18 protein-coding genes are annotated in these 26,324 nt (G+C 45.1%); 3 read left to right on the plus strand and 15 right to left on the minus strand.

Features of this window, described 5'->3' with window-relative positions; translation table 11 throughout:
• Nucleotides 1-244: 244 nt before the first annotated feature.
• The 14 genes from PQO05_RS19240 to PQO05_RS19305 form a co-directional block, all read right to left on the minus strand.
• Entirely contained in the window at nucleotides 245-1,027 is a 783-nt protein-coding gene (locus PQO05_RS19240) for a 3-keto-disaccharide hydrolase (protein WP_273629065.1), read from the minus strand.
• A 10-nt stretch (nucleotides 1,028-1,037) separates the two neighbouring features.
• Nucleotides 1,038-1,901, minus strand: coding sequence for a sugar phosphate isomerase/epimerase family protein (locus PQO05_RS19245; RefSeq protein WP_273629066.1), 864 nt, complete (start codon nucleotides 1,899-1,901; stop codon nucleotides 1,038-1,040).
• Nucleotides 1,902-1,946: 45 nt separating this feature from the next.
• A complete protein-coding gene (locus tag PQO05_RS19250) occupies nucleotides 1,947-2,831 on the minus strand; it encodes a hydroxypyruvate isomerase family protein (RefSeq protein WP_273629067.1) in 885 nt (294 codons plus the stop codon).
• A gap of 12 nt (nucleotides 2,832-2,843) precedes the next feature.
• Nucleotides 2,844-4,097 (minus strand): nucleoside permease, encoded by a 1,254-nt coding sequence (locus tag PQO05_RS19255; protein ID WP_273629068.1) that lies wholly within the window; start codon nucleotides 4,095-4,097, stop codon nucleotides 2,844-2,846.
• Between the two features lie 8 nt (nucleotides 4,098-4,105).
• Nucleotides 4,106-4,555 carry a c-type cytochrome gene (locus PQO05_RS19260; RefSeq protein ID WP_273629069.1) on the minus strand — a complete coding sequence of 150 codons (450 nt, stop codon included), beginning with the start codon at nucleotides 4,553-4,555 and terminating at the stop codon, nucleotides 4,106-4,108.
• A gap of 19 nt (nucleotides 4,556-4,574) precedes the next feature.
• The gene (locus PQO05_RS19265) at nucleotides 4,575-5,627 is read right to left on the minus strand and encodes a sugar phosphate isomerase/epimerase family protein (RefSeq protein ID WP_273629070.1); all 1,053 of its coding nucleotides are present in this window, start codon (nucleotides 5,625-5,627) and stop codon (nucleotides 4,575-4,577) included.
• 7 nt (nucleotides 5,628-5,634) lie between these two features.
• Nucleotides 5,635-6,786 (minus strand): Gfo/Idh/MocA family protein, encoded by a 1,152-nt coding sequence (locus tag PQO05_RS19270; RefSeq protein WP_273629071.1) that lies wholly within the window; start codon nucleotides 6,784-6,786, stop codon nucleotides 5,635-5,637.
• A gap of 118 nt (nucleotides 6,787-6,904) precedes the next feature.
• The gene (locus tag PQO05_RS19275; RefSeq protein WP_273629072.1) at nucleotides 6,905-7,474 is read right to left on the minus strand and encodes a gluconate 2-dehydrogenase subunit 3 family protein; all 570 of its coding nucleotides are present in this window, start codon (nucleotides 7,472-7,474) and stop codon (nucleotides 6,905-6,907) included.
• A 53-nt stretch (nucleotides 7,475-7,527) separates the two neighbouring features.
• Nucleotides 7,528-8,967, minus strand: coding sequence for a Gfo/Idh/MocA family oxidoreductase (locus tag PQO05_RS19280; protein WP_273629073.1), 1,440 nt, complete (start codon nucleotides 8,965-8,967; stop codon nucleotides 7,528-7,530).
• 21 nt (nucleotides 8,968-8,988) lie between these two features.
• Nucleotides 8,989-10,671: a GMC oxidoreductase gene (locus PQO05_RS19285; RefSeq protein WP_273629074.1), complete on the minus strand. Its 1,683-nt coding sequence runs from the start codon at nucleotides 10,669-10,671 to the stop codon at nucleotides 8,989-8,991.
• Between the two features lie 133 nt (nucleotides 10,672-10,804).
• Complete coding sequence (locus PQO05_RS19290) at nucleotides 10,805-12,523, minus strand: GMC oxidoreductase (protein ID WP_273629075.1); 1,719 nt, start codon at nucleotides 12,521-12,523, stop codon at nucleotides 10,805-10,807.
• On the minus strand, nucleotides 12,516-13,115 hold the full coding sequence (locus PQO05_RS19295) for a gluconate 2-dehydrogenase subunit 3 family protein (protein ID WP_273629076.1): 600 nt from the start codon (nucleotides 13,113-13,115) through the stop codon (nucleotides 12,516-12,518). The genes PQO05_RS19290 and PQO05_RS19295 overlap by 8 nt, the downstream gene beginning before the upstream one ends.
• 99 nt (nucleotides 13,116-13,214) lie before the next feature.
• Complete coding sequence (locus tag PQO05_RS19300) at nucleotides 13,215-14,135, minus strand: sugar phosphate isomerase/epimerase family protein (protein ID WP_273629077.1); 921 nt, start codon at nucleotides 14,133-14,135, stop codon at nucleotides 13,215-13,217.
• Nucleotides 14,135-15,676, minus strand: a complete 1,542-nt coding sequence (locus PQO05_RS19305; RefSeq protein WP_273629078.1) for a TolB family protein — start codon at nucleotides 15,674-15,676, stop codon at nucleotides 14,135-14,137. Before PQO05_RS19305 ends, PQO05_RS19300 begins: the two co-directional genes overlap by 1 nt.
• Nucleotides 15,677-15,827: 151 nt before the next feature.
• On the opposite strand from PQO05_RS19305, the gene glgX reads away from it, so the two are divergent.
• The 3 genes from glgX (at nucleotide 15,828) to treY (ending at nucleotide 24,186) form a co-directional block, all read left to right on the plus strand.
• Nucleotides 15,828-17,957: a glycogen debranching protein GlgX gene (gene glgX / locus PQO05_RS19310; protein ID WP_273629079.1), complete on the plus strand. Its 2,130-nt coding sequence runs from the start codon at nucleotides 15,828-15,830 to the stop codon at nucleotides 17,955-17,957.
• Nucleotides 17,958-17,959: 2 nt separating this feature from the next.
• On the plus strand, nucleotides 17,960-19,789 hold the full coding sequence (gene treZ / locus PQO05_RS19315; RefSeq protein ID WP_273629080.1) for a malto-oligosyltrehalose trehalohydrolase: 1,830 nt from the start codon (nucleotides 17,960-17,962) through the stop codon (nucleotides 19,787-19,789).
• 176 nt (nucleotides 19,790-19,965) lie between these two features.
• Complete coding sequence (treY, locus tag PQO05_RS19320; protein ID WP_273629081.1) at nucleotides 19,966-24,186, plus strand: malto-oligosyltrehalose synthase; 4,221 nt, start codon at nucleotides 19,966-19,968, stop codon at nucleotides 24,184-24,186.
• 223 nt (nucleotides 24,187-24,409) lie between these two features.
• Here the strand turns inward: treY and PQO05_RS19325 are convergent, their stop codons facing one another.
• The gene (locus tag PQO05_RS19325; RefSeq protein ID WP_273629082.1) at nucleotides 24,410-25,501 is read right to left on the minus strand and encodes a fatty acid desaturase; all 1,092 of its coding nucleotides are present in this window, start codon (nucleotides 25,499-25,501) and stop codon (nucleotides 24,410-24,412) included.
• Nucleotides 25,502-26,324 lie beyond the last annotated feature (823 nt).

The raw sequence follows: 26,324 nt of genomic DNA on the forward strand, positions 1-26,324 counted from the left end.
TACCACAATTGTTGGGTTATGTTGGGTTCGTCACAGTAGTTTTTAAAAAATTAAGAATAAACTTGTCATTGCGAGGTACGAAGCAATCTCGTCGCCAATGCTTATATGATCTGTATAGTTACGAGATTGCTTCGTACCTCGCAATGACGGGCTGAGGGTAAATAAGAAAGGCAAACGATATCGTTTGCCTTTCTTATTATTTAAAAGTCTTGATTCCTGACTCTCGATTCTTGATTCTGATTCACTAATTCGGCAGCTCTCTCACCCAAATATTCCTGAAGCTATCCGGTTCACTTTTGTCGCCGTGGGCTTGCAGTTTAATGGGAGCTGCGCCGTGTTTAACGCTGTAGCTTGGTTTGCCGATGTATTGAGTTGGGCCTAACAGCGTTACGTTGTTTTGCACCAGTACACCGTTAAAAATTACAGTTACACGTGCAGGTGATTTAACAGTTCCGTCTTCGTTAAAAGTTGGGGCTGTCCAAATCACATCATAAGTTTGCCACTCGCCGGGTTTAAGGGATGGGTTAGCCAAGGGAACAAACTGTTTGTAGATACTACCGGCCATGCCGTTAGTATAAGTTTTGTTCTCGTAGTTATCCAGTACCTGTAACTCGTAACCGGCATCGCCTTTACCTATCGAGGCTAAAAACACGCCGCTATTACCACGTGCCTGGCCTTCACCAGTAATGTTTGCAGGTACACGCCATTCGATGTGTAACTGGTAGTTGGTGAATTTTTGCTTGGTTTCAATGTTGCCTGTACCCTTTTTAACGGTTACAATGCCGCCGCCAACAGTCCATAAAGCAGGGCCATCCGTATCTACAGATTTCCAGGCGTCCAGATTTTTACCATCGAATAATACAATAGCATCTGACGGTGCGCCTTTGTATTCTATTTTACCCGGCGTAACCTTTGGAGGCACGGGGGTATAAAACTCTGTATCCTCTGGTTTTGCGGTTTGTTGTGCTTGTGCCATATAAAAGCCTCCGGCCAATAAAGCAGTGCAAATTAATTTTGCTTTCATCATGATACTACAATTAACCTAACAATACGTTTCTTAAATATCTGCTGCTTTCGGTAATACTTGCGTATGGGTCTATCTTGAAATTTTCCTGCTCAACAATAAAATGTTTGATGCCGGCCAGTTTCGCTTTCGCAAAAATACTCTTGAAATCGATAGAACCTTTACCCACTTCGGTATTCAGTTCGGGCTGGCCTTTGTCCATATCCTTTACGTGTACCATGTGGAAACGTCCCGGATATTTCTCGAACCATTTAATTGGGTCCTGGTTAGAGCGTACAGCCCAGTACAGGTCCATTTCTAAAGTAACATTGGTTTCTTTAGCCAGTGTTTCGTACAATGATGTTCCGTCTATATTATCAAACTCGAAGTTATGGTTATGATAAGCCAGCTTTAAACCGCCTTTTTTAGCACGCTCTGCAGCCAAGTTTACTTTAGCAGCAACGTTCTTTAAATCGGCACCAGTCTTGCGGAACTTATCGCCCAGGTAAGGGATAGTCACATACTGCTGACCGGTAATTTGTGCAGCTTCGATAGCCTCATCCAGTTCACCGAATTTACCTTCGGCAAATAGCATATCCATGCCATAGTGGCCGCTTGGGGTTGATAGACCATTAGCTTTTAACACATTGCTAAACTCTTTCGCGCTTAAGCCAAAAAAGCCATGCTCTTTGCTGTAGCCGTAAGTTTCAACTTCTTTGTAGCCTGCCTGTGCAATTTTGGCAATAACGCCTTTCGGGTCTGCCGGTAATTGCTCGCGAAGGCTGTAAAGCTGTAAACCTGCTTTGCCATCTATTTTTGCAGATGTTAACTTAGGCATCAGTAAAGCGCCTGTAGCAAACAAGCCTGCCTGAGTTAAAAATGCTCTTCTGGTAGTCATGTCGATGTATTTTTAGTTTATAATTGAGTTCAATTGCTTAGCAGGCTATACATCGCAAATGTGTACACACTTGCGTAAAGCCGCTATTTTATTTTTAGGATCTTTCGGGGTAAACTCCTGAGCCACGAATCCTTTGAAACCCGTAGCTACAATGGCCCGCATAATAGCCGGGTAATAAAGCTCCTGCGTATCGTCAATATCATGACGGCCGGGTACGCCGCCCGTATGGTAATGCGCTATGTACTGGTGGTACTGGTTAATGTTGGTGATGATATCGCCCTCATCAATCTGCATGTGGTAAATATCATACAGCAGTTTAAAGTTCTCAGAACCTAATCTCTTGCAAAGTTCAGCTCCCCACCAGGTACGGTCGCACTGGTAATCTTTGTGGTCGAGTTTGCTGTTCAGCAATTCCATCACCAAAACTACTTTGTGTTTTTCGGCTAAGGGTAGCAGTTGTTTTAAACCTTCCACACAGTTATTCCATCCTTCCTCATCGCTTTTACCGCGACGCGCTCCGCTGAAACAGATCAGGTTGGTATAACCTGCTGCTGCCACCAACGGGATCATTTCGGTGTAGTTCTTAATCAGCTGTTCGTGGAATTTCTTGTCGTTAAAGCCATCGTACAAACCCAGCTCGGCACCATTGCACATAGGCGAATCCAGTCCGTATTTCTTGATAGTCGGCCACTCTTTGGGACCGAGTAAATCGATACCTTTCAAGCCGATCTTCTTCGCTTCAACACAAAGCTGATCCAATGTCAGATCGTTATAAACCCAACGACAGGCCGAGTGGTTAATATTACCCTTTAAAGGTGCATCTAAATCCATAGTCGAAGCTTCTGCTGTAAAAGGGGCCAGCATACCGGCGGCCGACACTGCTGCCGTGCCTGCCAGTATAGTTTTAATAGCTGTTCTGCGATCTGCCATTCAGTTTTATGCTTAAACGTCTAAACGCATGTCCTTTTGTTCGCTCAAATCCAGGCTTGGGTCTGTTTCCATGTGGTTTTTATCACGGAATAATAATAGGAACAGTACCAATACCACACCTGCAATGCCGGCCGGAATCAACCACACTTGCATCCAATTGTGTGTATTATCTCCTGTTTTGTATGAATCCACAATCGGGCCTGAAATCAGGAAACCGATAAGCATACCAACGCCATAAGTAGCCAAAGTGATGAAACCTTGTGCTGCACTTTTAAAGCGTTCGCCAGCTAAATTATCGGTATAAATTTGTCCGGTTACGAAGAAGAAATCGTAACAGATACCGTGCATCACGATACCGGCAATCAGCATCCAATAGTTGTTGCCGATATCGCCATAGGCGAAGAAAATATAACGTAGAACCCATGCTAACATACCAAATGCCAGCATTTTTTTAACGCCAAGTCTTACAAAGAAGAAAGGCATCAGCGCCATAAATACCAACTCAGATACTTGGCCGAAAGCCTGTTTACCTGCAGCCCCCTGCATACCAACTTCGTTTAAGAACGGATTGGTAAAGTTGTAATAAAATGCCAGCGGGATACAGATAGCAACAGACGCTAAAAAGAATACCAAATACGATTTGTTCTTCAACAATTTAATCGCATCCAGGCCTAAAATATCGCTTACCGTAGTTTTGCCTTCACGTTTAATTGGAGGCGTAGCCGGCAGTGTGAAGCTGAATAAGCCTAAGATCAATGAAGCTGCAGCAGCCGTTTTAAAAGTTAAATCAAGGGTACCGTTTTTCTCCCAGCCTAACCAGCCGATAGTGAAACCAGCAACAATCCAGCCCAAAGTACCTAATACACGGATTGGTGGGAACTCTTTGCTCGGGTTAGTCATCTGACGGAACGAGATTGAGTTTACCAGTGCCAAAGTTGGCATGTACACAATCATGTACAACAATACATAGGGGTAGAATGAACTGAAATCAGGCGCTTTTGAAGCAAGGTATAATACCACTGCCCCTACCAGGTGCAAAACACCCAGTATTTTTTGTGCCGAAAAAAACCTGTCGGCAATTAAACCAATAATAAACGGAGCTACGATAGCACCGATTGATTGGGTTAAAAATGCCACCCCTACTTCGGTAGCCGAAGTTTTAAGGTTGGTTAACAGGTAGGTACCTAATGTTACAAACCACGCGCCCCAGATAAAAAACTCCAGGAACATCATGAATGATAACTTTACTCGGGTTGCTGCATTCATGATGCTGATTATTTAACGGTAAGTATGTATTTAACCATTTCTTTGGCATCATCAACAGATAATGAAGGGTGAGCGCTCATTGGCACATCGCCAAAGCTGCCAGAACCACCTTTAATTACCTTATCAGCCAGTTTATCAACATCAGCCGAAGTATATTTTTTAGCCACATCCGCATAAGCAGGGCCTACCAGTTTATCATGTTCTTTATGGCAGCTTAAGCAATCGTTTTTAGAGATCAGCTCTGCGCCTTTTGATGATGATGCTACACCACCGCCAGTTTTTTCTGCACCGGTTTTGGTTGATGTATCCTGTGCCGCGTCTGAACTTTGGGCTACAGCAGTTTGATTGGTTGCGGTAGTACTATCTGTACTTACCTTGTCTGATTTTGTGCCGCCACCGCAGGCTGCCATTAGGGTACAAAATGCGGCTAAGGTTAAAATGCTAAATGTCTTCTTCATTGTTGTGGGGGTGTTTGTTTTATATTCCTAATATCTTATTATTTAACGAAGCATCAATACCCGATGCTGCAAAATCATCAAAAACACGGTCGGTTACGTGTATAATGTGGTCTTTTATAAACTGTGCACCTTCACGGGCACCATCTTCAGGATGTTTTAAGGCACATTCCCATTCCAGAACTGCCCATCCCGGGAAATCATACTGCGCCATTTTACTGAAGATTGATTTAAAATCAACCTGACCATCGCCCAGTGAACGGAAACGTCCGGCACGGTCAACCCAATTTTGGTAGCCGCCATAAACACCTTGTCGGCCGGTTGGGTTAAACTCGGCATCTTTCACATGGAACATCTTGATGCGCTCATGATAGATGTCGATATACTCCAGGTAATCCAGGCATTGCAATACAAAGTGTGATGGATCGTACAGTAAGTTTGCTCTTGAATGATTGTTCACCTTTTCTAAAAACATTTCGAAAGTAATACCATCGTGCAAATCTTCGCCCGGGTGTATCTCGTAGCAAAGGTCGATGCCTTGCTCGTCGTAATAGTTTAAGATCGGTGTCCAGCGTTTAGCCAGTTCGGTAAAAGCAGCATCAACCATACCGGCAGGGCGTTGTGGCCACGGATACATAAATGGCCATGCAAATGCACCGCTAAAGGTAACACTTGCTTTTAAGCCCAGGTTTTGTGAAGCCTTAGCTGCATATTTAACCTGCTGAACCGCCCATTCCTGGCGGCCTTTTGGATTTTTGTGTAATGATGCCGGTGCAAATCCATCGAACAGATCATCATAAACCGGATTAACAGCTACAAGTTGACCTTGTGTATGGGTTGATAGTTCGGTGATCTCTAAACCAAATTCGGCAACGGTTCCTTTTACCTCATCGGCATAAGTTTTACTTTCGGCAGCTTTTTGCAGATCAATAAAACGCGGATCGCCGGTTGGCATTTGCAAGCCTTTGTAGCCTAAACCTGCCGCCCATTCGGCGATAGATTTAAGATCGTTAAACGGCGCTTTGTCGCCAATAAATTGTGCTATAAATAAAGCAGGTCCTTTTATGGTAACCATATTTGTTTTAGATTGTAAATGCTGTCCACTTTTGGTCTGATTTGCCCGAGGCTATCACATTTTCTGTAAATGCCATACCGCGCACACCGTCTTCTACCCCAGGGAAATCCAACCACTCGGGCTGTGCTTCCTTGCCTTCCAAACCGGCTTTAACGGTTAACGCAAAATTGCGGTACAAATTGGCGAATGCCTCCAGGTAACCTTCTGGATGACCGGCCGGTGTACGTGTATTGTGCTGCGCAAAACTGCTGGTATAACCACCGCCTGTGCGGTAAATTTCAGCAGGTTTATCAGGCCATCTAACCACTAAAGAGTTGCAATCAACCTGCTGCCACTCCAGCGTACCTTTTTCGCCGGATACACTGATGCGCACATTATTTTCTTCACCGGCTGCAATTTGTGTGGCGATTAAAACACCGCTTGCGCCGCCTTCAAATTTTAACAGCACTGCGCCGTCATCATCCAACTTACGGCCTTCAACCACAACATTAATATCGGCACATAAATGCGATACACTTAGTCCGGTTACATATTCGGCCAGATTAAATGCGTGGGTACCAATATCGCCCATAGCTCCCGCAATACCGCTTTTACCCGGATCGGTACGCCATGAAGCTTGTTTGTTATCCCCTGCCTCTAAAAACTCGCTTAACCATCCCTGCGGATAAGTAACATAAACTTTGCGGATCTTACCAAGCTTACCCGACTTAATCAGCTGCTTAGCCTCTTTCACCATCGGGTAACCGGTGTAAGTATGTGTTAAGCAAAACAGCTTACCGCTGCTTGCTACAATGTTTTTGAGTTGTTTGGCTTCATCGAGCGAGAAGGTCATCGGTTTATCTAAAACCACGTGGATGCCATGCTCTAAAGCCATTTTAGATGGGTCGAAGTGTACGTGGTTGGGCGTAACAATGCTTACCACTTGCACACGCTGATCTTCGGGCAATTGAGTCTCCTTTTCAATCAGTTCTTTGTACGAGCCATAGATCCGGCTTTCATCCAAACCTAAAGCTATACCGCTGGCTTTGCCCTTTACAGGGTCGCTGCTAAAAGCGCCGCAAACCAGTTCATATTCGTCATCTATACGTGCAGCAATGCGGTGTACAGCGCCAATAAAAGCACCTTGCCCGCCGCCGATCATTCCTAATCTTAGTTTCATTTTACTTTTTAGATAGATTCGTCATTGCGAGGTACGAAGCAATCGCGAACTATACAGAGCGGCTCTGTAGGTCGGGGATTGCTTCGTACCTCGCAATGACGGTCCAATAAATATTTGCCTATGCTAACGCCCAGGCCTTATCCCCTTTTTTGTAAGGATAATTACCATCAAACTTACCCGGTACCGGCAAATAACGTAATGCCTGGGTACAGCCTACCTCTGATGTAAAGTAACCCAGCAACGTTAACTGCTTAATCATGGTATAGTAATGGTTCGGATCTTCTTTCTTTTTGGTTTTGTTGTAGGCCGCCTGCTCTTTATCCAGATCGGCTAATACGGCAGTGCGCTGCTTAACATCGGCACCCATAAACTTAACGCTGAATTTTTTATCAGTCGCATCATCCAGCTTTTTAAGGCCGTCCAGGAAAATCTTCTGATCTTCCGGCGCATAGCAATCGCGCACCATTACGCCCATAAACTCACCCACCTTGGCTTCCTTAGCGCCAGGGGTTTTAGTTTTTGGCAAAATGGTTTCGGCAACCTCGTTTAAGAAAGCCACATGGTCCTGATCAAAAAGATCCTGCACAGAGGCAACAGAGGGTTTACAGCCCGAAAGAAAAAATTCGGCACCTATTACGGTTCCTCCAAGTAGCAGGGCCACCCGGCCAATAGCGTCTCTTCTGTTCATAGTTTTATTGGTTACTATGTTATTTGGTTATTGAATTATCTGTCAATTAATTATTACACGCCCAAAGTCCAGCCCTGGCGGTATTCGCGTTTAACGTATTTATTAACCGCATCAAAATTGGTTACTTTCATGGCTGCGCTATCCCATTCGTATTTGAACTGACCGCCCGGTAAATCGTGACCACGAACGGCAAGGTTTGCCATCAGTAAAGCCTCAGTAAGCGGACCAGCTACTTCGAACGGAGAGCTTACTTCCTTTTTACCGTAACCTGCTAAACAAGCCTCAACCCACTGGCCATAATGGCCGTCGGCCCCACCTGGTACACGTGCCCATTTCTGAGGCGCGTTTACCTGTTCAGTTCTTGATTTTGGCAATAGTGTTGCTGCAGACGAATAGGTGCTTGCATACATTTTACCTTTGGTACCGATAAACAAAGTACCGTTACCTTCTTCGCCGCCCCATTTTTCGTTCGGGCCAAGCTCATCCGGTCTTTCAGGCTCTATGCCACCATCCATCCAGTGTAAGGTAACATCGCCTTTAGTTTTTTCGGTTTTAGGGAAAGTAAGCGTAATATGGCTCGATGGCGGGCAGCTTTCAGGGAAAACGCCTTTTTTAAATTCATCTACATAAACGCTACCCACGCTGGCTTGTACATTTTTCACATACTTTAAACCCAGCATGCGGAATGGTGCTTCAACGAGGTGACAGCCCATATCACCCAGGGCGCCGGTACCGTAATCCCACCAGCCGCGCCAGTTGAAAGGAACCAGTTTATCTACATAGTCTTTTTGCGGTGCAGTACCCAACCACAGATCCCAATCTAATTCCTTCGGAATTTCGGCTTTGGTTGTTGGCCATTGGATACCTTGCGGCCAAACGGGGCGGTTTGTCCAGCAATAGATGGTATGTACATCACCAATTTCACCGGCATCGTACCACTCAGATAGTAAACGGGTTCCATCGTTTGATGCACCCTGATTACCCATTTGGGTAACCACTTTATACTTTTTGGCAGCCTCGGTCAAAATTCTTGCCTCATAAATATCATGCGTAAGCGGTTTTTGCACGTAAACGTGTTTGCCCAGCTGCATGGCATGATAGGTTATAATAGCGTGGTTATGATCGGGAGTTGATACAGAAACAGCATCGAAATTCTTGTGTTCCTTATCATACATTTCGCGCCAGTCTTTATAATATTTTGCTTTCGGGAAATTCGCTCTCGTTTTTGCCGAACGGCGGTCGTCCACATCGCACAGGAAAGCGATCTCGGCTTTTCCGCTTTTATAAAAGTTAGCAATATCACTTTCGCCCTTGCCACCTGCGCCCACGCTGGCAATAAGCAAACGGTCGCTTGGGGCAATAAAACCTTTACCACCCAACACATATCGCGGAACGATCATGAAACTGGCTGCTGCAACAGCACCTGTTTTCAGGAAATCGCGCCTCGAGGTTGAACTGGCGTTATCTTTCTTCTCTTCGGGTTTGTTATTCATTGGTTGATGGTTTGATGCAGATTAGAGGTTACCTTTTTTTAACTCGCTTACAGCATGGTCGGCAGCGCGGGCTGTTAATGCCATGTAAGTTAACGAAGGGTTTTGGCAGGCAGATGATGTCATGGCGGCGCCATCGGTAACGAATACGTTTTGCGCATCCCAAACCTGGTTCCAGCCGTTTAACACCGATGTTTTTGGATCGCGCCCCATACGGGCTGTGCCCATTTCGTGGATACCTTTACCAAGCACAGCTTCGGTAGTGTAAACATTTACATTTTTAACACCTGCGTTCTCCAGCATCTCTTTGGCATCTGCTGCCATATCAATGCGCATCTTCATTTCGTTATCTTTAATAACGGCATTAACCACAGGTACCGGTAAGCCCCATTTATCTTTCTTGGTTTTATCCAGGTAAACGCGGTTATCGTGGTACGGTAATGTTTCACCAAAACCACCGATACCCATTGTCCAGCCTCCCGGTTCGCTCAGTGCATCTTTAAAGTCGCCGCCTAAGTTTAATTCAGGAATATCACGGCTCCATCTTTCGCGGCCTGCACTACCTTGATAGCCAAAGCCACGGATATAATCGCGTTTATCGCCATCCAGGTTGCGGTAACGTGGGATGTAGATACCGTTTGCACGGCGGCCATACATATATTTATCTTCAAAACCTTCTACGTGGCCAGAAGCACCAACACCCAGGTGATGATCCATCAGGTTGTGGCCAAGCTGACCGCTGCTGCTACCCAAGCCATCAGGCCAGATATCAGTAGCCGAGTTTTGCAGGATCCAGGCAGTATTTATAGTCGAAGCGTTTAAGAAGATGATCTTCGCTTTGTATTCGTAAGTTTTGTTGGTTTCGGCATCCAGTACCTCAACACCTGTTGCTTTTTTAGTGTCTTTATCGTACAATACTTTGGTTACGATACTCCAGGGGCGTAAAGTAAGGTTACCGGTTTTTGTAGCGGCAGGCAAGGTTGATGACTGCGTGCTGAAATAAGCTCCAAACGGACAACCTAACCAGCATTTGTTGCGATATTGGCAATTGGTACGCCCTTCATGCGCCACGGTGATGTTAGCGGTACGGCCAATAATCATGTGGCGGTTACCTTTATAGAAAGCTTTTAAGCGGGCAGAAACATCTTTTTCAACCACGTTCATTTCCATGGCCGGCATAAAATCGCCATCCGGAAGGATAGGTACGCCATCGCGGTTACCAGAGATACCGGCAAAACGCTCTACATAGCTGTACCAAGGTGCCAGGTCGGCATAACGGATAGGCCAGTCAACGGCAATACCATCTTTTAAGTTAGCTTCGAAATCGCTGTTGTGCCAGCGGTATGATTGGCGGCCCCACATTAATGAGCGGCCACCCACATGATACCCACGGAACCAGTCGAAAGGTTTTTCCTCGATATAAGGGCTTTCCTTTTCGTCCACCCAATAATCTTCGTTCACTTCGGTTAACACGTAATCGCGTTTTAACACCGGGTGGTCTTCGATCATTTTTTGGGTGCGGCCGCCGCGGTGTTCAAACTCCCAGGGAGCTTTATTGGCGTTCACATAATCTTTAATGTGCTCAATATTACGCCCACGTTCGAGCATCAGCACTTTTAATCCCTTTTCGGTTAGTTCTTTAGCTGCCCATCCGCCGGAGATTCCCGATCCAACTACGATAGCATCATACGTATTGTTAGCTGACATATTTAAAAGAAGGTATAATTTGGTTATAAAAGGGTACCATTTTGGTAAGCCCGGCCTAATGTATGAATTTTTTTATTTCATTAAAAAGCCCATTGTGTTTTTATCACACAATAAAGCTTTTTTGTTTAATTTATCATGCAATGTTTCCTTTTTTCATCTCACTTACCGCATAATCAACCGCCCTGGCAGTCAATGCCATATAGGTTAATGAAGGATTTTGGGTCGATGTCGAGGTCATGCAGGCGCCGTCTGTAACAAAAACGTTATTGCAGGCATGCATTTGGTTCCATTTGTTTAAAATAGACGTTTTAGCATCATTACCCATCCTTGCACCTCCCATCTCATGAATATCCAAACCGGGTGCTTGTTTACTGTCATTAGTCTGGATATTTTTAAAGCCTGCCTTGGTAAACATCTCGGTCATCTGCTCAAAATAGTCCTGCTTCATTTTGGCATCGTTATCATCATAAGCAATGTTAAATTTTAACAATGGTACGCCCCAGTCATCTTTCTTCGTGGTATCTAAAGTAAGCGTATTGGTTTCTTTAGGGATGGTTTCGCCCATCATGTGCGAACCTACTTTCCAGTTGCTTAAGGTTGGATGGCCCAGGTTTTCTTTCAGATTTTTGCCAACACCCGATGAATTAGTATCCATACCCCTATGCGCGCTGAAACCCGCTGCATAACCACGCAAAAAGCCGGTCTCCTGTTTCTTCACATTGCGGAATCTTGGGATATAGCCCCCACCTGCCGGGTTACGGCCGTCGGTTGTCCATTCCATTTCGCCATCATATTCGGCAGAAATTCTTGCACTATAATTATGGAAAGCTACATATTTACCCAGCACACCGCTATCATTACCCAAACCTTTAGGGAAACGCTGCGATTTGGAGTTTAATAAAACGAGGTTAGTATTGATAGCCGCTGCATTTACAAATATTACTTTGGCATAATACTCAATCACCTGCTTGGTTTGCGCATCCATAATACGCACCCCGGTGGCTTTGCCTTTTTTATCGTCGTAAATTACCTCCTGTACTACCGAATATGGCCTTAAAGTAAGCTTTCCTGTTTTTAGTGCCCAGGGAATTGTGGTTGAATTAGCACTAAAATACCCGCCAAACGGACAACCCCGCTGGCAAAGCACCCGCCTTTGGCATTGCACCCTACCCTGCTGAATATGGATAGGCTGCGGCACCGATAAATGCGCACAACGCGCACTAATTACATTTCGGCCTGCATAATTATTGCTTACCACCTTGCTAAAATAGTTTTCGACACTATTTAATGGGAATGCAGGCAGGAACTCACCATCCGGTAAATTATCCAGCCCGTCTTTATTACCAGAGATGCCGGCGAATTTCTCGACATAGCTGTACCATGGCGCAATGTCTTTATAACGGATAGGCCAGTCAACCGCGAAACCATCACGAGCCGGGCCTTCAAAATCATAATCGCTCCAGCGCTGGGTTTGGCGTGCCCACATCAGCGATTTACCGCCAACCTGGTAGCCACGGATCCAGTCGAAAGGCTTATCCTGTATATAAGGGTGCTCGGTATCTTTCACAAAAAAGTGCATAGCATCTTCTCTGAAAGCATAGCAACGGCTGATAACCGGGTTGGCTTGCTGAATATCGTAAGGCACTTCGCCCCGGTGTTCAAACTCCCAGGGGTACATATTGGTGGTGGGGTAATTGATGTTATGTTTTACATCACGGCCACGCTCCAGCATCAGGGTGTTGAGGCCCTTTTCGGTAAACTCTTTGGCTGCCCATCCCCCGCTCATGCCCGAACCAATTACTATGGCATCATAGGTCCGTTGTTTGGCGCTATCTACATTCAGATTAGCCATGTTTTATATTCGGTTTAAGATTTTTAACAGGGAAATAAGCATTGTACCTGCCAGGAACGAGTTCCCATACAATTTGCTTAGTCATAAAGTATTTTGAATTAGTGTAGCCAAAAACCGTTTCACCTTTAGTGATAGCGTAAAAAGCAAGCATATCATCGGCAGGCACTTCTTTCTTAGCATTTTTATTAGCCTGTTGGGCTTTATAAAATTCAGCTTGTTTATGGTCCAGTTCGTTCAACAAACTTTCGCGTTGCGATTGACTGCATTGACCGAATGGTTTGCCGAATCTATTCTCTGCTTCTTTACTCAGTTTATCCAGTCCCGACATAAACGCGGTCTGATCTTTCTTACTGAAACAATCGTCAACCATCTTCAGCACAAATAAATGCAGGTTCAAATCTTTAGCTCCCGACGTATCAGTTTTGGGGATAATGGTTTCGGCCACATCAGCTAGAAACTTTTCCTGATCGGCACTTACGTTAATCTTTTTTAGCGCGATGGAAGCCTTGCCGCTATCGTGCAAACACGAAGGCAACAGCGCCGCGCCGCCAATAACGAGAGCCAGATTTTTTATAACGGTACGCCTGTTCATAGGGTGTTATGAGTTATAATAGGTAGAAAATGCGCTTTCTTTAAGGGGTCGAAAAGCGACTGGTTTACATGTGCAATATACATTTATTATTAAAAGGCTTTATACATAGCCCCATTTTTTCATGATTTGTAAGTCTTTTTTTACACAGTCAACCGGGTCTTTTCCCTGGTACGATTCCTGCTCGATCATGAAATAGTTTGTACCGCCAATTTTACGGGCAAGGCTCAATATCTCTGTCATAGGCATTGTACCTTCGCCCAAAATACAGCTATCGTAACCATCGCCCAGATCGCCTTTGCCATCACTTTTTATTTCATCCTTTACGTGCAGCAGTTCAAAACGGCCGGTATATTTCTTCAGGTAGTCAACCGGTTTCGCGCCTGCACCTACCATATTTCCAAAATCCATTTGCTGGGCAACTAAGGCGGGGTCTGTGTTTTTCAGGATAAAATCGTACAAATTACCATCGCCCATCGGCGTAATAAACTCGAAATTGTGGTTATGGTAACCAAACTTCATTCCGTAAGTTTTGCACAGTTCACCGCATTTGTTAAACTGCTGCATCAGGCGTTTAAGCCCTTCGGTATCGTTACGCAGGTTTTCATCCAGCCAGGGGTTCAATACAAAATGCTGACCAACTTCGGCGCTATCGGCAATGGTCTTTTTCCAAACATCGGTAAAATCGTTTTTGGTATTATCCCAATCAGAAAGTGCCATCCGGCTATGCCCGCTCGGCATTTGAAGTCCCAGTCCGGTCATCAGCTTTTTAAATTCGGCTGGTGTATAACCATAAAATTTGCCATCAGCATAACCGGCATGCTCTATGTACTTATAACCGCCATCGGCCAGTAATTTCAATGTACCTGCCGGGTCGGCCTTCATCGCGGTGCGAACAGAATATAACTGCAAGCCCACCAACTCCTTGCCCTTTGCCGCAGCAAACAGGGTATCTTTTAACAACACACCACCGGCAATAGCCAACGCGCTTGTTTTTATAAATGTTCTGCGTGATGAATCCATTATTTCTCAATCGGGAAAATAGGATACAACCATGCTGAATTACTCACGAAAGCCAGATGCTTACTATCAGGAGCCCATGACGGCGTATTGATAGTACCCTGGCCGCCATACAGATAAGCAACCACTTTAGGTTCAACACCGGCACCGCCATCTATCGGCAACACACGCAGGTAAACATGTTTATAAAACGGGTGATCGCCAGCTGCAACCTCATCTTTCAGGAAAGTGATGAACACAATCCATTTACCATCAGGTGATACATGCGGAAACCAGTTGTTAAAGTCATCGTGCGTAATTTGAGTTTGCTCGGTACCGTCGGCTTTCATGCGCCAAACCTGCATCAGGCCTGTGCGTACTGAGTTGAAGTAAATGTATTTACCATCAGGTGTATACTCTGGTCCGTCATCAAGGCCGGGCGCTGTGGTCATACGCACTTCCGGTCCGCCTTTGGCCGGGATCCGGTAAATATCAAATTCCTTATCGCGCTGACCGGTAAATACCAGGTACTGTCCATCCGGCGACCAGCCGTGCATATAGCTCGGGCCAACTTCGTTCATGCGTTTCGGTTCGCCGCCGGTTACCGGTACCGTCCAGCCGATAGAGCCATCGCTGCCCTTGGTTGCACTGCTAATAGCCAGCATTTTACCATCGAAAGAAAGCACGTGATCGTTATTATTCTGGTTAACCGAGCCGGTGTTTAAAACTACTGGCGTGTTGGTTTTCAGATCGTATTTATACAACAGGCCATCTTTATTGTAGATGAGCCATTTGTTATCCTGAGTCCAGTTGGGTGCCTGAATTGACTTTGGCGACTGATAAATGATTTTGCTGTTTTGGGTAGAAAGGTCTAAGATCTCAATACTGCTGCCGATGTATTTCTGATAACCATTCATGGTTTTATCAGCAGGTACAACAATGCGCACGTTGTTAAAAACAGCTTCTTCGGTAACATCAGGATTGTGCGAGCATACAAATAAGCCCACATAAACATCATCGCCCAGATCAACATCCTTTACCTCTTCGGTTACAAAAGTATCGCCTTTGCGTGCTACCGACATGGTGTAAGTATTGCCCTTACGCTCCAGCTGGATCACATCGGCATGCGTAATCTTCGATTTAATTTCTTCGGTAGTTGCACCCGTAGTTCGGCGGTATTGCAGCGAGGTTAAACCATCGCCATGCTCAACTGCATTAATATGTGCCGATGCCGTATCCAAACTGGTACGCACCATCCAGCCCCATTTGCGGTGCATCTCTACGCCTTTACCAATAAAAGCGCCGGTGGTGCGGAGCAGAAAATCGCCCTTCATTTTCTTCCATACAAAATGAAATTCATCATGGTTACCCCAGATGTTGGTGCCTGAACCTTTAATAGCGTATTGCTGTAAAGCGGCGTTATAGACAGCGCTTCCCGGATGTTTTACACGGCCAACATCGCTTTGCCCGTCAAATATGCCGGGGCCTTTTTGTGCGTAAACCGAAACAGTACTTATTGCCATTGCCGCTAAGCCGGCAAAAAAGCAACGCAGGGTATTTTTCATAAAATTGTTTTAGGTAAACTTATAATTGTTGCGTCTAAGTTATTAATTCCTCAATGTAAACAAGTACATCATTCACGTTAAATTAGTGTACTATTTTATCAGATTTCAGGTTTTCTCCAAACATTTTCATTCATTTTTGATTGATGGGTATATGACGATAAAAAACTACCCTGGAGAACCTTATCCACTTGGCGCCACCTGGAAAGGTAATGGTGTTAATTTTGCATTATATGCCGACAAAGCCACCAAAGTAGAACTTTGCTTATTTAAAACCACTACCGACCAGCAAGAATATGCACGCATTGAAATGCAGGAACGCACCCACCAGATCTGGCACATCTTTATCCCCGATATTAAACCGGGCGAATTGTATGGTTACCGGGTTTCGGGTCCTTACGAGCCTGAAAATGGCCAGCGTTTCAATCCTAATAAATTATTGATTGATCCCTATGCAAAAGCCATTGCCGGACCGATTGAATGGCACGATTCGCTATTTGGTTACAAACTGGGCGACGAGGCTGAAGACCTGAGCTTTAGCGAAGAAGATAGTGCCCCATACCTGCCTAAAAGCGTGGTTATTGATTCGGCGTTTGATTGGGAAGGCGACAAACTATTAAAGATCCCTTATACCGATACCATTATTTACGAAGCTCACGTAAAGGGTTTCACAAAATTATGTCAGGAAATCCCCGAAGAGCAAAGGGGCAGTTACGCAGCTATTGGCCACCCTGCTACCATTAAATATTTGAAAGACCTGGGCATTACCACCATTGAGCTGATGCCAGTACATCACTTTTTGGCCGACCGCCATTTGAAAGAGAAAGGCCTAACCAATTATTGGGGCTATAACACCATTGGCTATTTTGCGCCCGAGGTATCGTACGGCTGCAGCGGCGTTATAGGCGAGCAGGTAACCGAGTTTAAAGCCATGGTGAAAGAACTGCACAAAGCAGGCATCGAGGTAATTTTAGATGTGGTTTATAACCATACCGCCGAAGGTAACCAGTTGGGCCCAACCATTTCATTTAAAGGGATTGATAACGAAAGTTATTACCGTTTAATGGATGACGACAAGCGTTTTTACATGGACTATACCGGTACGGGTAACACCCTGAATGCCAACCTGCCAAGCGTTTTACGTTTAATTATGGATAGCCTGCGCTATTGGGTTACCGAAATGCACGTAGATGGATTCCGTTTCGATCTGGCGGCTACGCTTGCGCGCGAGTTGCACGAGGTTAACCGACTGAGTGCATTCTTCGATATTATTCACCAGGACCCGATCATATCGCAGGTTAAGCTGATTGCTGAACCATGGGATATTGGCGAAGGTGGTTACCAGGTTGGTAAATTCCCGGCCGGTTGGGGCGAGTGGAACGGTAAGTATCGCGATTGTATCCGCGATTACTGGCGCGGTGCCGATAGTATGCTGGCCGAGTTTGCCGAGCGTTTTACAGGCAGCGCTGATTTGTATCGCGATGAATTCCGTCGCCCTACGGCCAGTATTAACTTTATAACCGCACATGATGGCTTCACCCTGAATGATTTGGTAAGCTACAACGATAAACACAACGACGCCAACGGCGAAGACAATAACGATGGCGACAGCAACAACCGCTCATGGAATGGCGGCGAAGAAGGCCCTACGGATAACGAAGAAATAAACCAGTTACGCGAGCGCCAGAAACGTAATTTCCTGGCAACACTATTCCTTTCACAAGGTGTACCCATGCTGGTTGCCGGTGACGAGGTGAGCCGCACCCAACAAGGTAATAACAATGCCTACTGCCAGGATAACGAAATTTCATGGTTAGATTGGGAAAAGGCAGATCAGGATCTGTTACAGTTTACCCAAAAGCTCATCAAGATCAGACGCGAGCACCCGGCTTTTGGCCGCCGCAGATGGTTTAGGGGCGAGCCCGTTAAAGAAGGCGAACTGGCGGATATTGCCTGGTTTTTACCCGGCGGCGAGCAAATGAACGAGGAACACTGGAACCACGATTTTGCGAAATCACTTGCTGTGTTTATGAATGGTAGCGGTTTGAGGTCACGCAACCCCAAAGGCGAGCCGATTGTGGATGATAATTTCTACGTGATCTTTAATGCCCACCACGAAATCATCGATTATATTTTACCATCGGGCGAATATGGACAAGATTGGACTGTTATGCTGGACACCGGTAAAAATTATATTGGTGAGGGCGATACTTACAAGGCTGGTGAAAAATTTAGCGTTGATGGCCGCTCGGTTATATTATTACACAGTCCGCTCAAGAAATAAGAATGGAGATTACTAAAAGAACAATCGGTATTAACATCAACCCCGATGGCGGGGTTGATGCTTTGATATGGGCACCAAAGGCCGAAAAGGTAAGTCTGCGTATTTGCGAGGGTAAAATAGACCTGCCCATGCAAAAGCAGGATTATGGTTACTGGACTTTACAAACCGATCAGTTAAAGGCTGGCGACCTGTACCGGATTGTGTTGGATGATGAAAAATTCCTGCCAGATCCTGCTTCGTTGAGCCAGCCCAAAGGTGTACATGAGGCCTCACAGGTTATCGATCTTAGTTTTAACTGGACAGACGAGCACTGGCGCAATTGGCACCTCAACGAATACATTATATATGAACTACATACCGGCACTTTTACGCCAGAAGGCACTTTTGAAGGTATAGAAAGTAAACTGGATTACCTGAAAAGCTTAGGAATCAACACGATTGAAATTATGCCGGTGGCCCAGTTTCCCGGTGAGCGCAACTGGGGTTACGATGGCGTGTTTCCGTTCGCGGTGCAAAGTTCTTACGGGGGTACAAAAGCCTTGCAGCAACTGGTTAATGCCGCGCACCATAAAGGCATTGCCGTGGTGCTTGATGTGGTGTACAATCACCTTGGCCCCGAAGGCAATTACTTTGGCGAATACGGCCCTTTCTTTACCGACAAATACAACACACCCTGGGGTAATGCTATTAATTTTGATGATGCCTGGTGCGATGCCGTTCGCCAATACTACATCGAGAACGCCCTGATGTGGTTCCGTGATTTCCATATTGATGCCTTGCGTTTGGATGCAGTGCATGCGATAAAGGATTTTAGTCCGGTACATATTCTGGCAGAGATCAAACAGCATGTAGACCAACTCATGAAAGAGACCGGCCGCGAACACCACCTCATTGTAGAATGCGACCTGAACGATACCCGCTACATTAACCCGCTCGAGAAAGCCGGCTATGGTATGGATGCCCAATGGGTCGATGAATTTCACCACGCCCTGCGCGTTACAGCAGGCGGTGAGACTACAGGTTATTACGAAGATTTTAACGGGATTGAACATCTGGCCAAAGCTTATAATGATGCTTATGTATATGATGGACAGTACTCCGAACACCGGCACAAAAAGTTCGGCGTAAAGGCTACAGACCATCCGGATAGCCAGTTCATCGTTTTCTCCCAAAACCACGACCAGGTGGGCAACCGCATGCTGGGCGAACGGAGCAGCCAGCTCTTCAGTTTCGAAATGCAGAAACTGATAGCAGCGGCAACATTAACAGCCCCCTACATCCCCATGCTGTTTATGGGCGAAGAATGGAGCGAGCCTAACCCATTCCTCTACTTTGTAAGCCATACAGATGCCGAATTGGCCGAAGCCGTGCGCAAAGGCCGCAAGGCAGAGTTTGCCGCTTTCCACACCGAAGGCGAAGCACCAGATCCGATGGATGAGGCAACCTTTACTCAATCCAAATTACAATGGCAGCTGCAAGAGCAGGGCGAGCATGCCGTAATGCTGGCTTACTACAAAAAGCTGATCGGCTTACGGAAGTATCTGCATGTACTCACCAATCCAAACCGCCAGCAATCAAAAGCCACAGCCGATAAAGCCAAACAGGTATTAACCCTGCAACGCTGGTTCCAGGGCGAGTATCTGGTGGCACTGATGAATTTCTCTAACCAAGTTCAACAGGTAACCATGCCACCCACAGATAAAAAATGGATCAAGCAACTCGATTCTGCCGATCCCGAATGGAATGGACCGACAAAAGCAGATGATGAATTTCAAAGCGAGGCTGTAGTTGATTTACAGCCGCAATCGGTTTTAATTTATTGTGTGGGATGATGAGTGAGCAAAGCAAAAGCACTGGCCTCGCGCGTTTCCCCTCTTGAGAGGGGTGCAGGGGTGTGTCATTCATTAGATTTTTCTATCGCAGATGACAAACCCCTCCCATCGCACTATCCATCCCGCCCCCTCTCAAGAGGGGAAATAAAACTCAATTCTTACTGACCCTTTTTACCATGTACAATCCCATAGCCACCTATCGCCTGCAATTCCATCAAGAATTCACGTTTAGTGATTTTGAGCAAATCATCACTTACCTGCAAAAATTGGGTGTAAGCACTATCTACGCTTCACCGGTTTTCGAAGCTGCGCCGGGCAGCACGCATGGGTACGATGGTGTGAACCCGCACCGCATCAACCCCGAGATCGGCACCGAAAAACAGCTGCGGATCGTGAGCAAAAAACTGCAGGATAAAGGCATCGGCTGGTTACAGGATATTGTGCCGAATCACATGGGTGTGCATGCCAACAACCCCTGGTTGATGGATGTTTTAGAAAAAGGAAGGCGATCTTTATACTCAACTTTTTTTGATACCGGATTGAGCAGCGACCTGTTTACGGATCCGCAAATTATGATGCCATTTTTAGGCAATTCTTTGCAGGAAGTGATCAAAAACGGTGAAATAAATATTACTTATTTAAGTAAGCAATTTGTGTTCAAATATTTCGATAATACGTGGCCCTTGAGCATACAATCGTACGCCGAAATACTACAAAATAACACTAATGAGCCACCCGAAAAATTAAAACCGATAGTAAAAGAAATCGGCACTATTTTAAGAAACAAGGACAATAAAAAACTCGCTTTAAAGTGGGGTGCCTGGCTGGTAAAATTGTCAAATGCAACAAAGGTTGCTGAGGTAAAATCGTATATCACATCGGCACTAAAATCGGTCAATGAAAATCAGGAACTGTTAAGTCAGATAGCCGGTCAGCAACATTATCGTCTGTGCAGCTGGCAGGAAACTGACAGCGCTATCAACTACCGCCGTTTCTTCACCGTCAATAGCCTCATGTGCCTCAACATTCAGCGCCCGGAAGTATTTGCACATTATCACCGCATGATTAAGCAGTTGGTACATGAAGGTATATTTCAGGGTCTGCGGATTGACCATATCGATGGTTTGTACGATCCCGAAAATTACCTCAACAACCTACGTGAGCTCGCTGGAGATGAAACCTATATAGTTGCTGAAAAGATATTAGAGCAAGGCGAAAACCTACCTACCCAGTGGCCCTTACAAGGTACCACGGGTTACGATTTTTTAGCCCAGGTAAATAACCTATTGACCGATAGTTCATCAGAACATAAGTTCACGCATTTCTATAAAGAATTGGTAGAGAGTGACCAGTCAGTCCACCAACAGATCCTCACTAAGAAAGCCAATATCCTATCCGCCAACATGCAGGGCGAATTGGATAATTTGCTCAACTACTTCATCAAACTAAAACTGGTTGATGACCGCCTGCTGAAAGCTATCGGCCGGGATATTTTGAAGGAAACCATTGCACAATTCCTGATCCATTGCCCGGTTTACCGGTTTTATGGTAACCAGATGCCGTTGAACTCTGATGAAGCCCATGCAGTGCAGACTATTCTGTATTCAATTATCAAAGACAACAAAGACCTGAAACCCGCCTGTGACTTAATCACTACTGCCCTGCTCGAAAAGCCTTACGAAAACAAAAACACCTATAACCAAAAGGCATTACAATTCTATCAACGCTTAATGCAGTTTAGCGGCCCGCTGATGGCCAAAGGCGTTGAGGACACGCTGATGTATACCTACAACCGCTTTGTAGGCCACAACGAGGTTGGTGACGCGCCAGATGCTTTCGGCACTTCGGTAAAAGATTTTCATAAACTGATGAAACAGCGGCAGAAGCAATGGCCTTTGGCTATTAACGGAACATCTACCCATGATACCAAACGCGGCGAGGATGTACGTGCCCGCTTAAATGCCTTAACTGCCCTGCAGCACGAATGGTTGGATGCGGTTAAACATTGGGAAAAGCAGGATAACACAACCGTAAGTGTACCCAACGCCAATGATCGTTACTTTATTTACCAAACCATTGCCGGTGCATATCCTATGCCTGGCCAGGGCGATGATAATTTTGGCGTACGCTTAGGCGAATACCTCACCAAAGCACTGCGTGAGGGCAAAGTAAACTCTAACTGGGCACAACCGAATGAGGATTATGAAAAGGCAACGATAGATTTTGCCACCGGCTTACTTGATCAACAGAGTGTATTTTGGCAAACGTTTGCGCCATTGCATCAAAATATAGCAGATCATGGCATCGTTAACTCACTCTCGCAACTGCTGCTTAAATTTACCAGCCCCGGTGTGCCCGATGTTTACCAGGGATGCGAACTATGGGATTTGAGCCTCGTTGATCCCGATAACCGCCGACCGGTTGATTATCAGCTTCGCCAGAAATTATTGAATAAAAAGCTTTCAACGGATTCCGCAGAAGCATTAATGGACCTTTGGGCCGAACGTTATGACGGGCACATTAAACTATGGCTTACCCAGCAGCTATTCAAAGTCCGCAGCAACGAAACCGAACTCTTTACCAAAGGCGAATACATCCCACTTAAGGTTAAAGGCGCTTATAAAGAAAACATCATCGCTTTTGCCCGGCGTTATCAAAACAAATGGCTTATTGTGGCCGCTCCCTTATACAGCGCAGCTTTATGCAAAGCACAGCAAAAGGATATTACTGCTATTGACTGGAAAGATACCCGCATCATTTTACCGCAGGAAGCACCTGTACAATGGCAGCATCAATGGCTAAATTTAAAAGGTAAAGTAGCCAATGACGAGTTGCTGATTAGCGAAATATTCCGCACATTACCCTTCGCCTTGCTTCAATTAGCACATCCCGAAAATAACCGGGGCGCAGGTATACTGATGCACATCACATCTTTACCATCTTCTTTTGGTATTGGTGATATGGGACCGGGTGCACGCACCTTCGCTAATTTCCTGAGTGAGAGCGGGCAAAAATACTGGCAGCTACTACCCATTAACCCAACCGGGGCCGATCAAAAATATTCACCTTACAGCTCGCTTTGCAGCATGGCTGGTAATGTGCTGTTAATTAGTCCGGTTCTATTGGCTAAAGATGAGCTACTTGACGAGGCCGAACTCGATGAATTCCACCTGCCACAAATCGATAAAGTTAATTACACCAAGGTAGAAGATCTCAAACACGAACTCTTCGACCGGGCCTATGAAAACTTCTACAGAAAAGAATTTAAATCGCTTAAACAGGATTTCCTGTTTTTCTGTAAAAATGAAGCAAGCTGGCTTGATGATTTTGCTTTGTATAGTGCCCTGCGCGAAAACCATGATGGCGCTCCATGGCATCAATGGAATAAATCGTACAAAACGCGCCATACACCTGCATTGGCCCGCTTTGCTCAGCGCAGCAGTCGCGCTATCGATAAAATTAAATGGCTGCAGTTTATCTTCTTCAGGCAGTGGCAACAATTAAAAGATCATTGCCGTGTACTCAACATTCGGCTGTTTGGTGATCTGCCTTTTTATGTAAGTTATGATTCGGCCGATGTTTGGGCTAACCAGGAAATCTTCGCCCTCGATAAACAAGGCAACATCACAGGTATTGCGGGTGTGCCACCCGATTATTTTAATGCTGATGGCCAGCTTTGGGGCATGCCGGTTTACCGCTGGGATGTATTGAAAAAGCAGGGCTATCAATGGTGGATCAATCGCCTGCGCAAAAATATGGAGTTGTTTGATCTGCTTAGGCTCGATCACTTTCGTGCCTTCTCTGCCTATTGGGAAGTCCCCGCCGGTGAAACTACGGCCAAAAACGGCAAATGGGTAAATGGGCCGGGAGCCGATTTCTTTAACAAAGCCAGACATGCCTTAGGCAACCTGCCTCTTGTGGCCGAAGATCTGGGCGATATTGATGAACCTGTATTTAAACTGCGCGACCAGTTTGAACTGCCAGGCATGAAAGTACTGCAATTTGCCTTTGGCGATGACACAGCGCAATCGCTCTACATCCCACATAATTACGATGCTAACTTTTTTGTTTACACCGGCACGCACGATAATAATACCACCCTGGGCTGGTATAATGAGGATGCAGATAAAAAAGTAATTAAGCAGATAGAAGAATATACAGGGCAGGTTGTGAAGCATAAAAACATCAATAAGGTATTGATGCGCATGGCTTACGCATCTACAGCAAAAGTGACTATTATACCCATGCAAGATATTTTAAACCTGAACAGGGAATCAAGAATGAATAACCCTGCCGTGGCAGAGCATAACTGGTTATGGCGAATGCTGCCCAAACTGGTTGATGACGATACTGCAGCCAAACTAATTGGGCTAATTAAAATGTATAACAGGCAGTAAAAGTACTGCCTGTTTATTTATTCTTTTCCGTTGCTTTTTCTGATCACTAAAAATATAGACAACACGAAAAAAGCGATGATAAATCCAACTCCAAGTAATACAAACATAGCTTTATAATTTAGTCTGTATTATTAACAAGGGAAAAGCGGCGATTGTTTAAAAATTTCCTTAAACGAAAAAAGGCTTCGATATATCGAAGCCTTTCCTATTTTATTAAGTTAAATTATACTTCCTCAACCGCTAATACAGGCACAATAACAGGTACCAATAACTCTGGTACAATTGCCTTATGCTCTTGTTCATGAGCATTTACATACTCTTTATAGAACTGCGCTTTACAATCATTATAAGTGCTTACAGCACCAATGGTATGCATAAACTTAATATAATACCAGGCAGAATCAACCTGGTAAGGTTTAAAACCCGAGCGTGCACTTTTAGGATACAAGTGGTGGTTGTTATGCCATTCGCCTGCTACAATGCCTGGCCAAACCTGGTTAATAGACATATCGTCCTGGTTGTAGTCAATACCTTCACGGCGCTTATCTTCACCTTTACCGTGGCCTTCATAGTTAAAGGTACGTACCCCAACTGCCCAAAAGCCTGCTGCTGCAAATAACGAAACTGCCAGAGGGATACCACCCATCAGGTAAAATGCACCAAACCAGAACGACCAGTTAAGGATAATACCCACAACCGTATTTAAAGGTTTAGCCAGCGATCCCCATTTTTGGTATTGCTCATAAGTGTTTACGCTAACGCCTGTATGTTTCATCAGGTTTACGCACTTGGCATATTCTTTTTCGCTCAGGTTTTTGCTGATAGGCTGGTGGTTAACATCGGCCAAAAAGCAATATAAGAAACCACCTTGTGCATTGTATGGATCGCCTGGGGTATCAGATTTGGCGTGGTGTACGTGGTGCGATACCGCGTAAATTTCTTCGGGGATAATTTTGAGTGTAAGGTTTTGGGTAAAAAACCTCCAGAACTTGTTGCGGAACTGGTAAGCATTGTGTGTGCAATACCTGTGGTGCCAGATAGTACCGTGGGTGCCCATCACAATCATGCTGTAAAAAAAGGCGGCTAACAGCGTTTTTACCGACATGTATTTAAACAAGAATAGCAAAAAGAAAGGCACTAAAGCCAATACAGTAAACCAGCATAAGAATGAAAGCCAGTTTTTTTTGTCTTTAAAAACATTAAGTCTCGAGAAAAATTCGCCGAAAAGTTGTTTTGGGGATGGCTTAACCAATAAGCCATTAGCGTCTTGCCAACCGTACGAGGGAGGCTGAAGAACAGTGTCTAAAAATGACATTAAATAATTGGGTTTATAATTATATAGTGAAAATTAAATAGAGGGCGTAGTTAATAGTGGAAAGGTAGGTAATTATATCATCAAAATGTAATTAATACTTAAAACTTTAACGTAGTGCTTGACATTTAAACGTAAATATCTATGCTTTAGATATAACCATTTGAAAAAATAGTTCAAAAAGCCTTTAAATAGTAACAGAGGCCAAGAACCGGCAATAAAAATATATTAACAATTAGGATATTTTTAGGATTTTCTGACCGTTGCAAAGCAAAAATTCTGATTCTTGATACTTGTTTTTAGCGCTTTCTGGCTTGTATTGGCACAGGTACTCGGCCTTATGGCGTTTCCCTTCGGGCCAGGCTTTCCGCTTATACGCCTGCAGGCCTTAGTCACAGGCCGGTATCCGCTGCAATCCTTAACGCGAATTGTCTTTTGGTTATTATCAATGGCTGTCATGCTGAGGCACTCGAAGCATGGTGGGCGGGCATCTACGCGCGACACTTCGAGTGCCTCAGTGTGACAGCCCCATTTCTGGCGCAAGTATGCAGCGACAGGCTTGTGCAATGGAGTACTTGTGCCTGTATGCTTGGTATAATAAACTTTACAAGAAAACTGTATAGGCACAAGTACTCAGCCCGCATCCTGTCGCTGCATACTTGCGCCAGAATAGGTAATTTTTCTTTTGCGGAAAAAGAAAACGTACATCCACTAACGATTCATACTTTACACTGCCCTTCCTAATGGAAAACGGATATACAAGCAATCACCGACATATTGGTCCTGTATAGCTACGGGATTGCCACGCTATCGCTCGCAATGACAA

It is taken from the genome of Mucilaginibacter jinjuensis (assembly GCF_028596025.1).
GTDB lineage: Bacteria > Bacteroidota > Bacteroidia > Sphingobacteriales > Sphingobacteriaceae > Mucilaginibacter > Mucilaginibacter jinjuensis.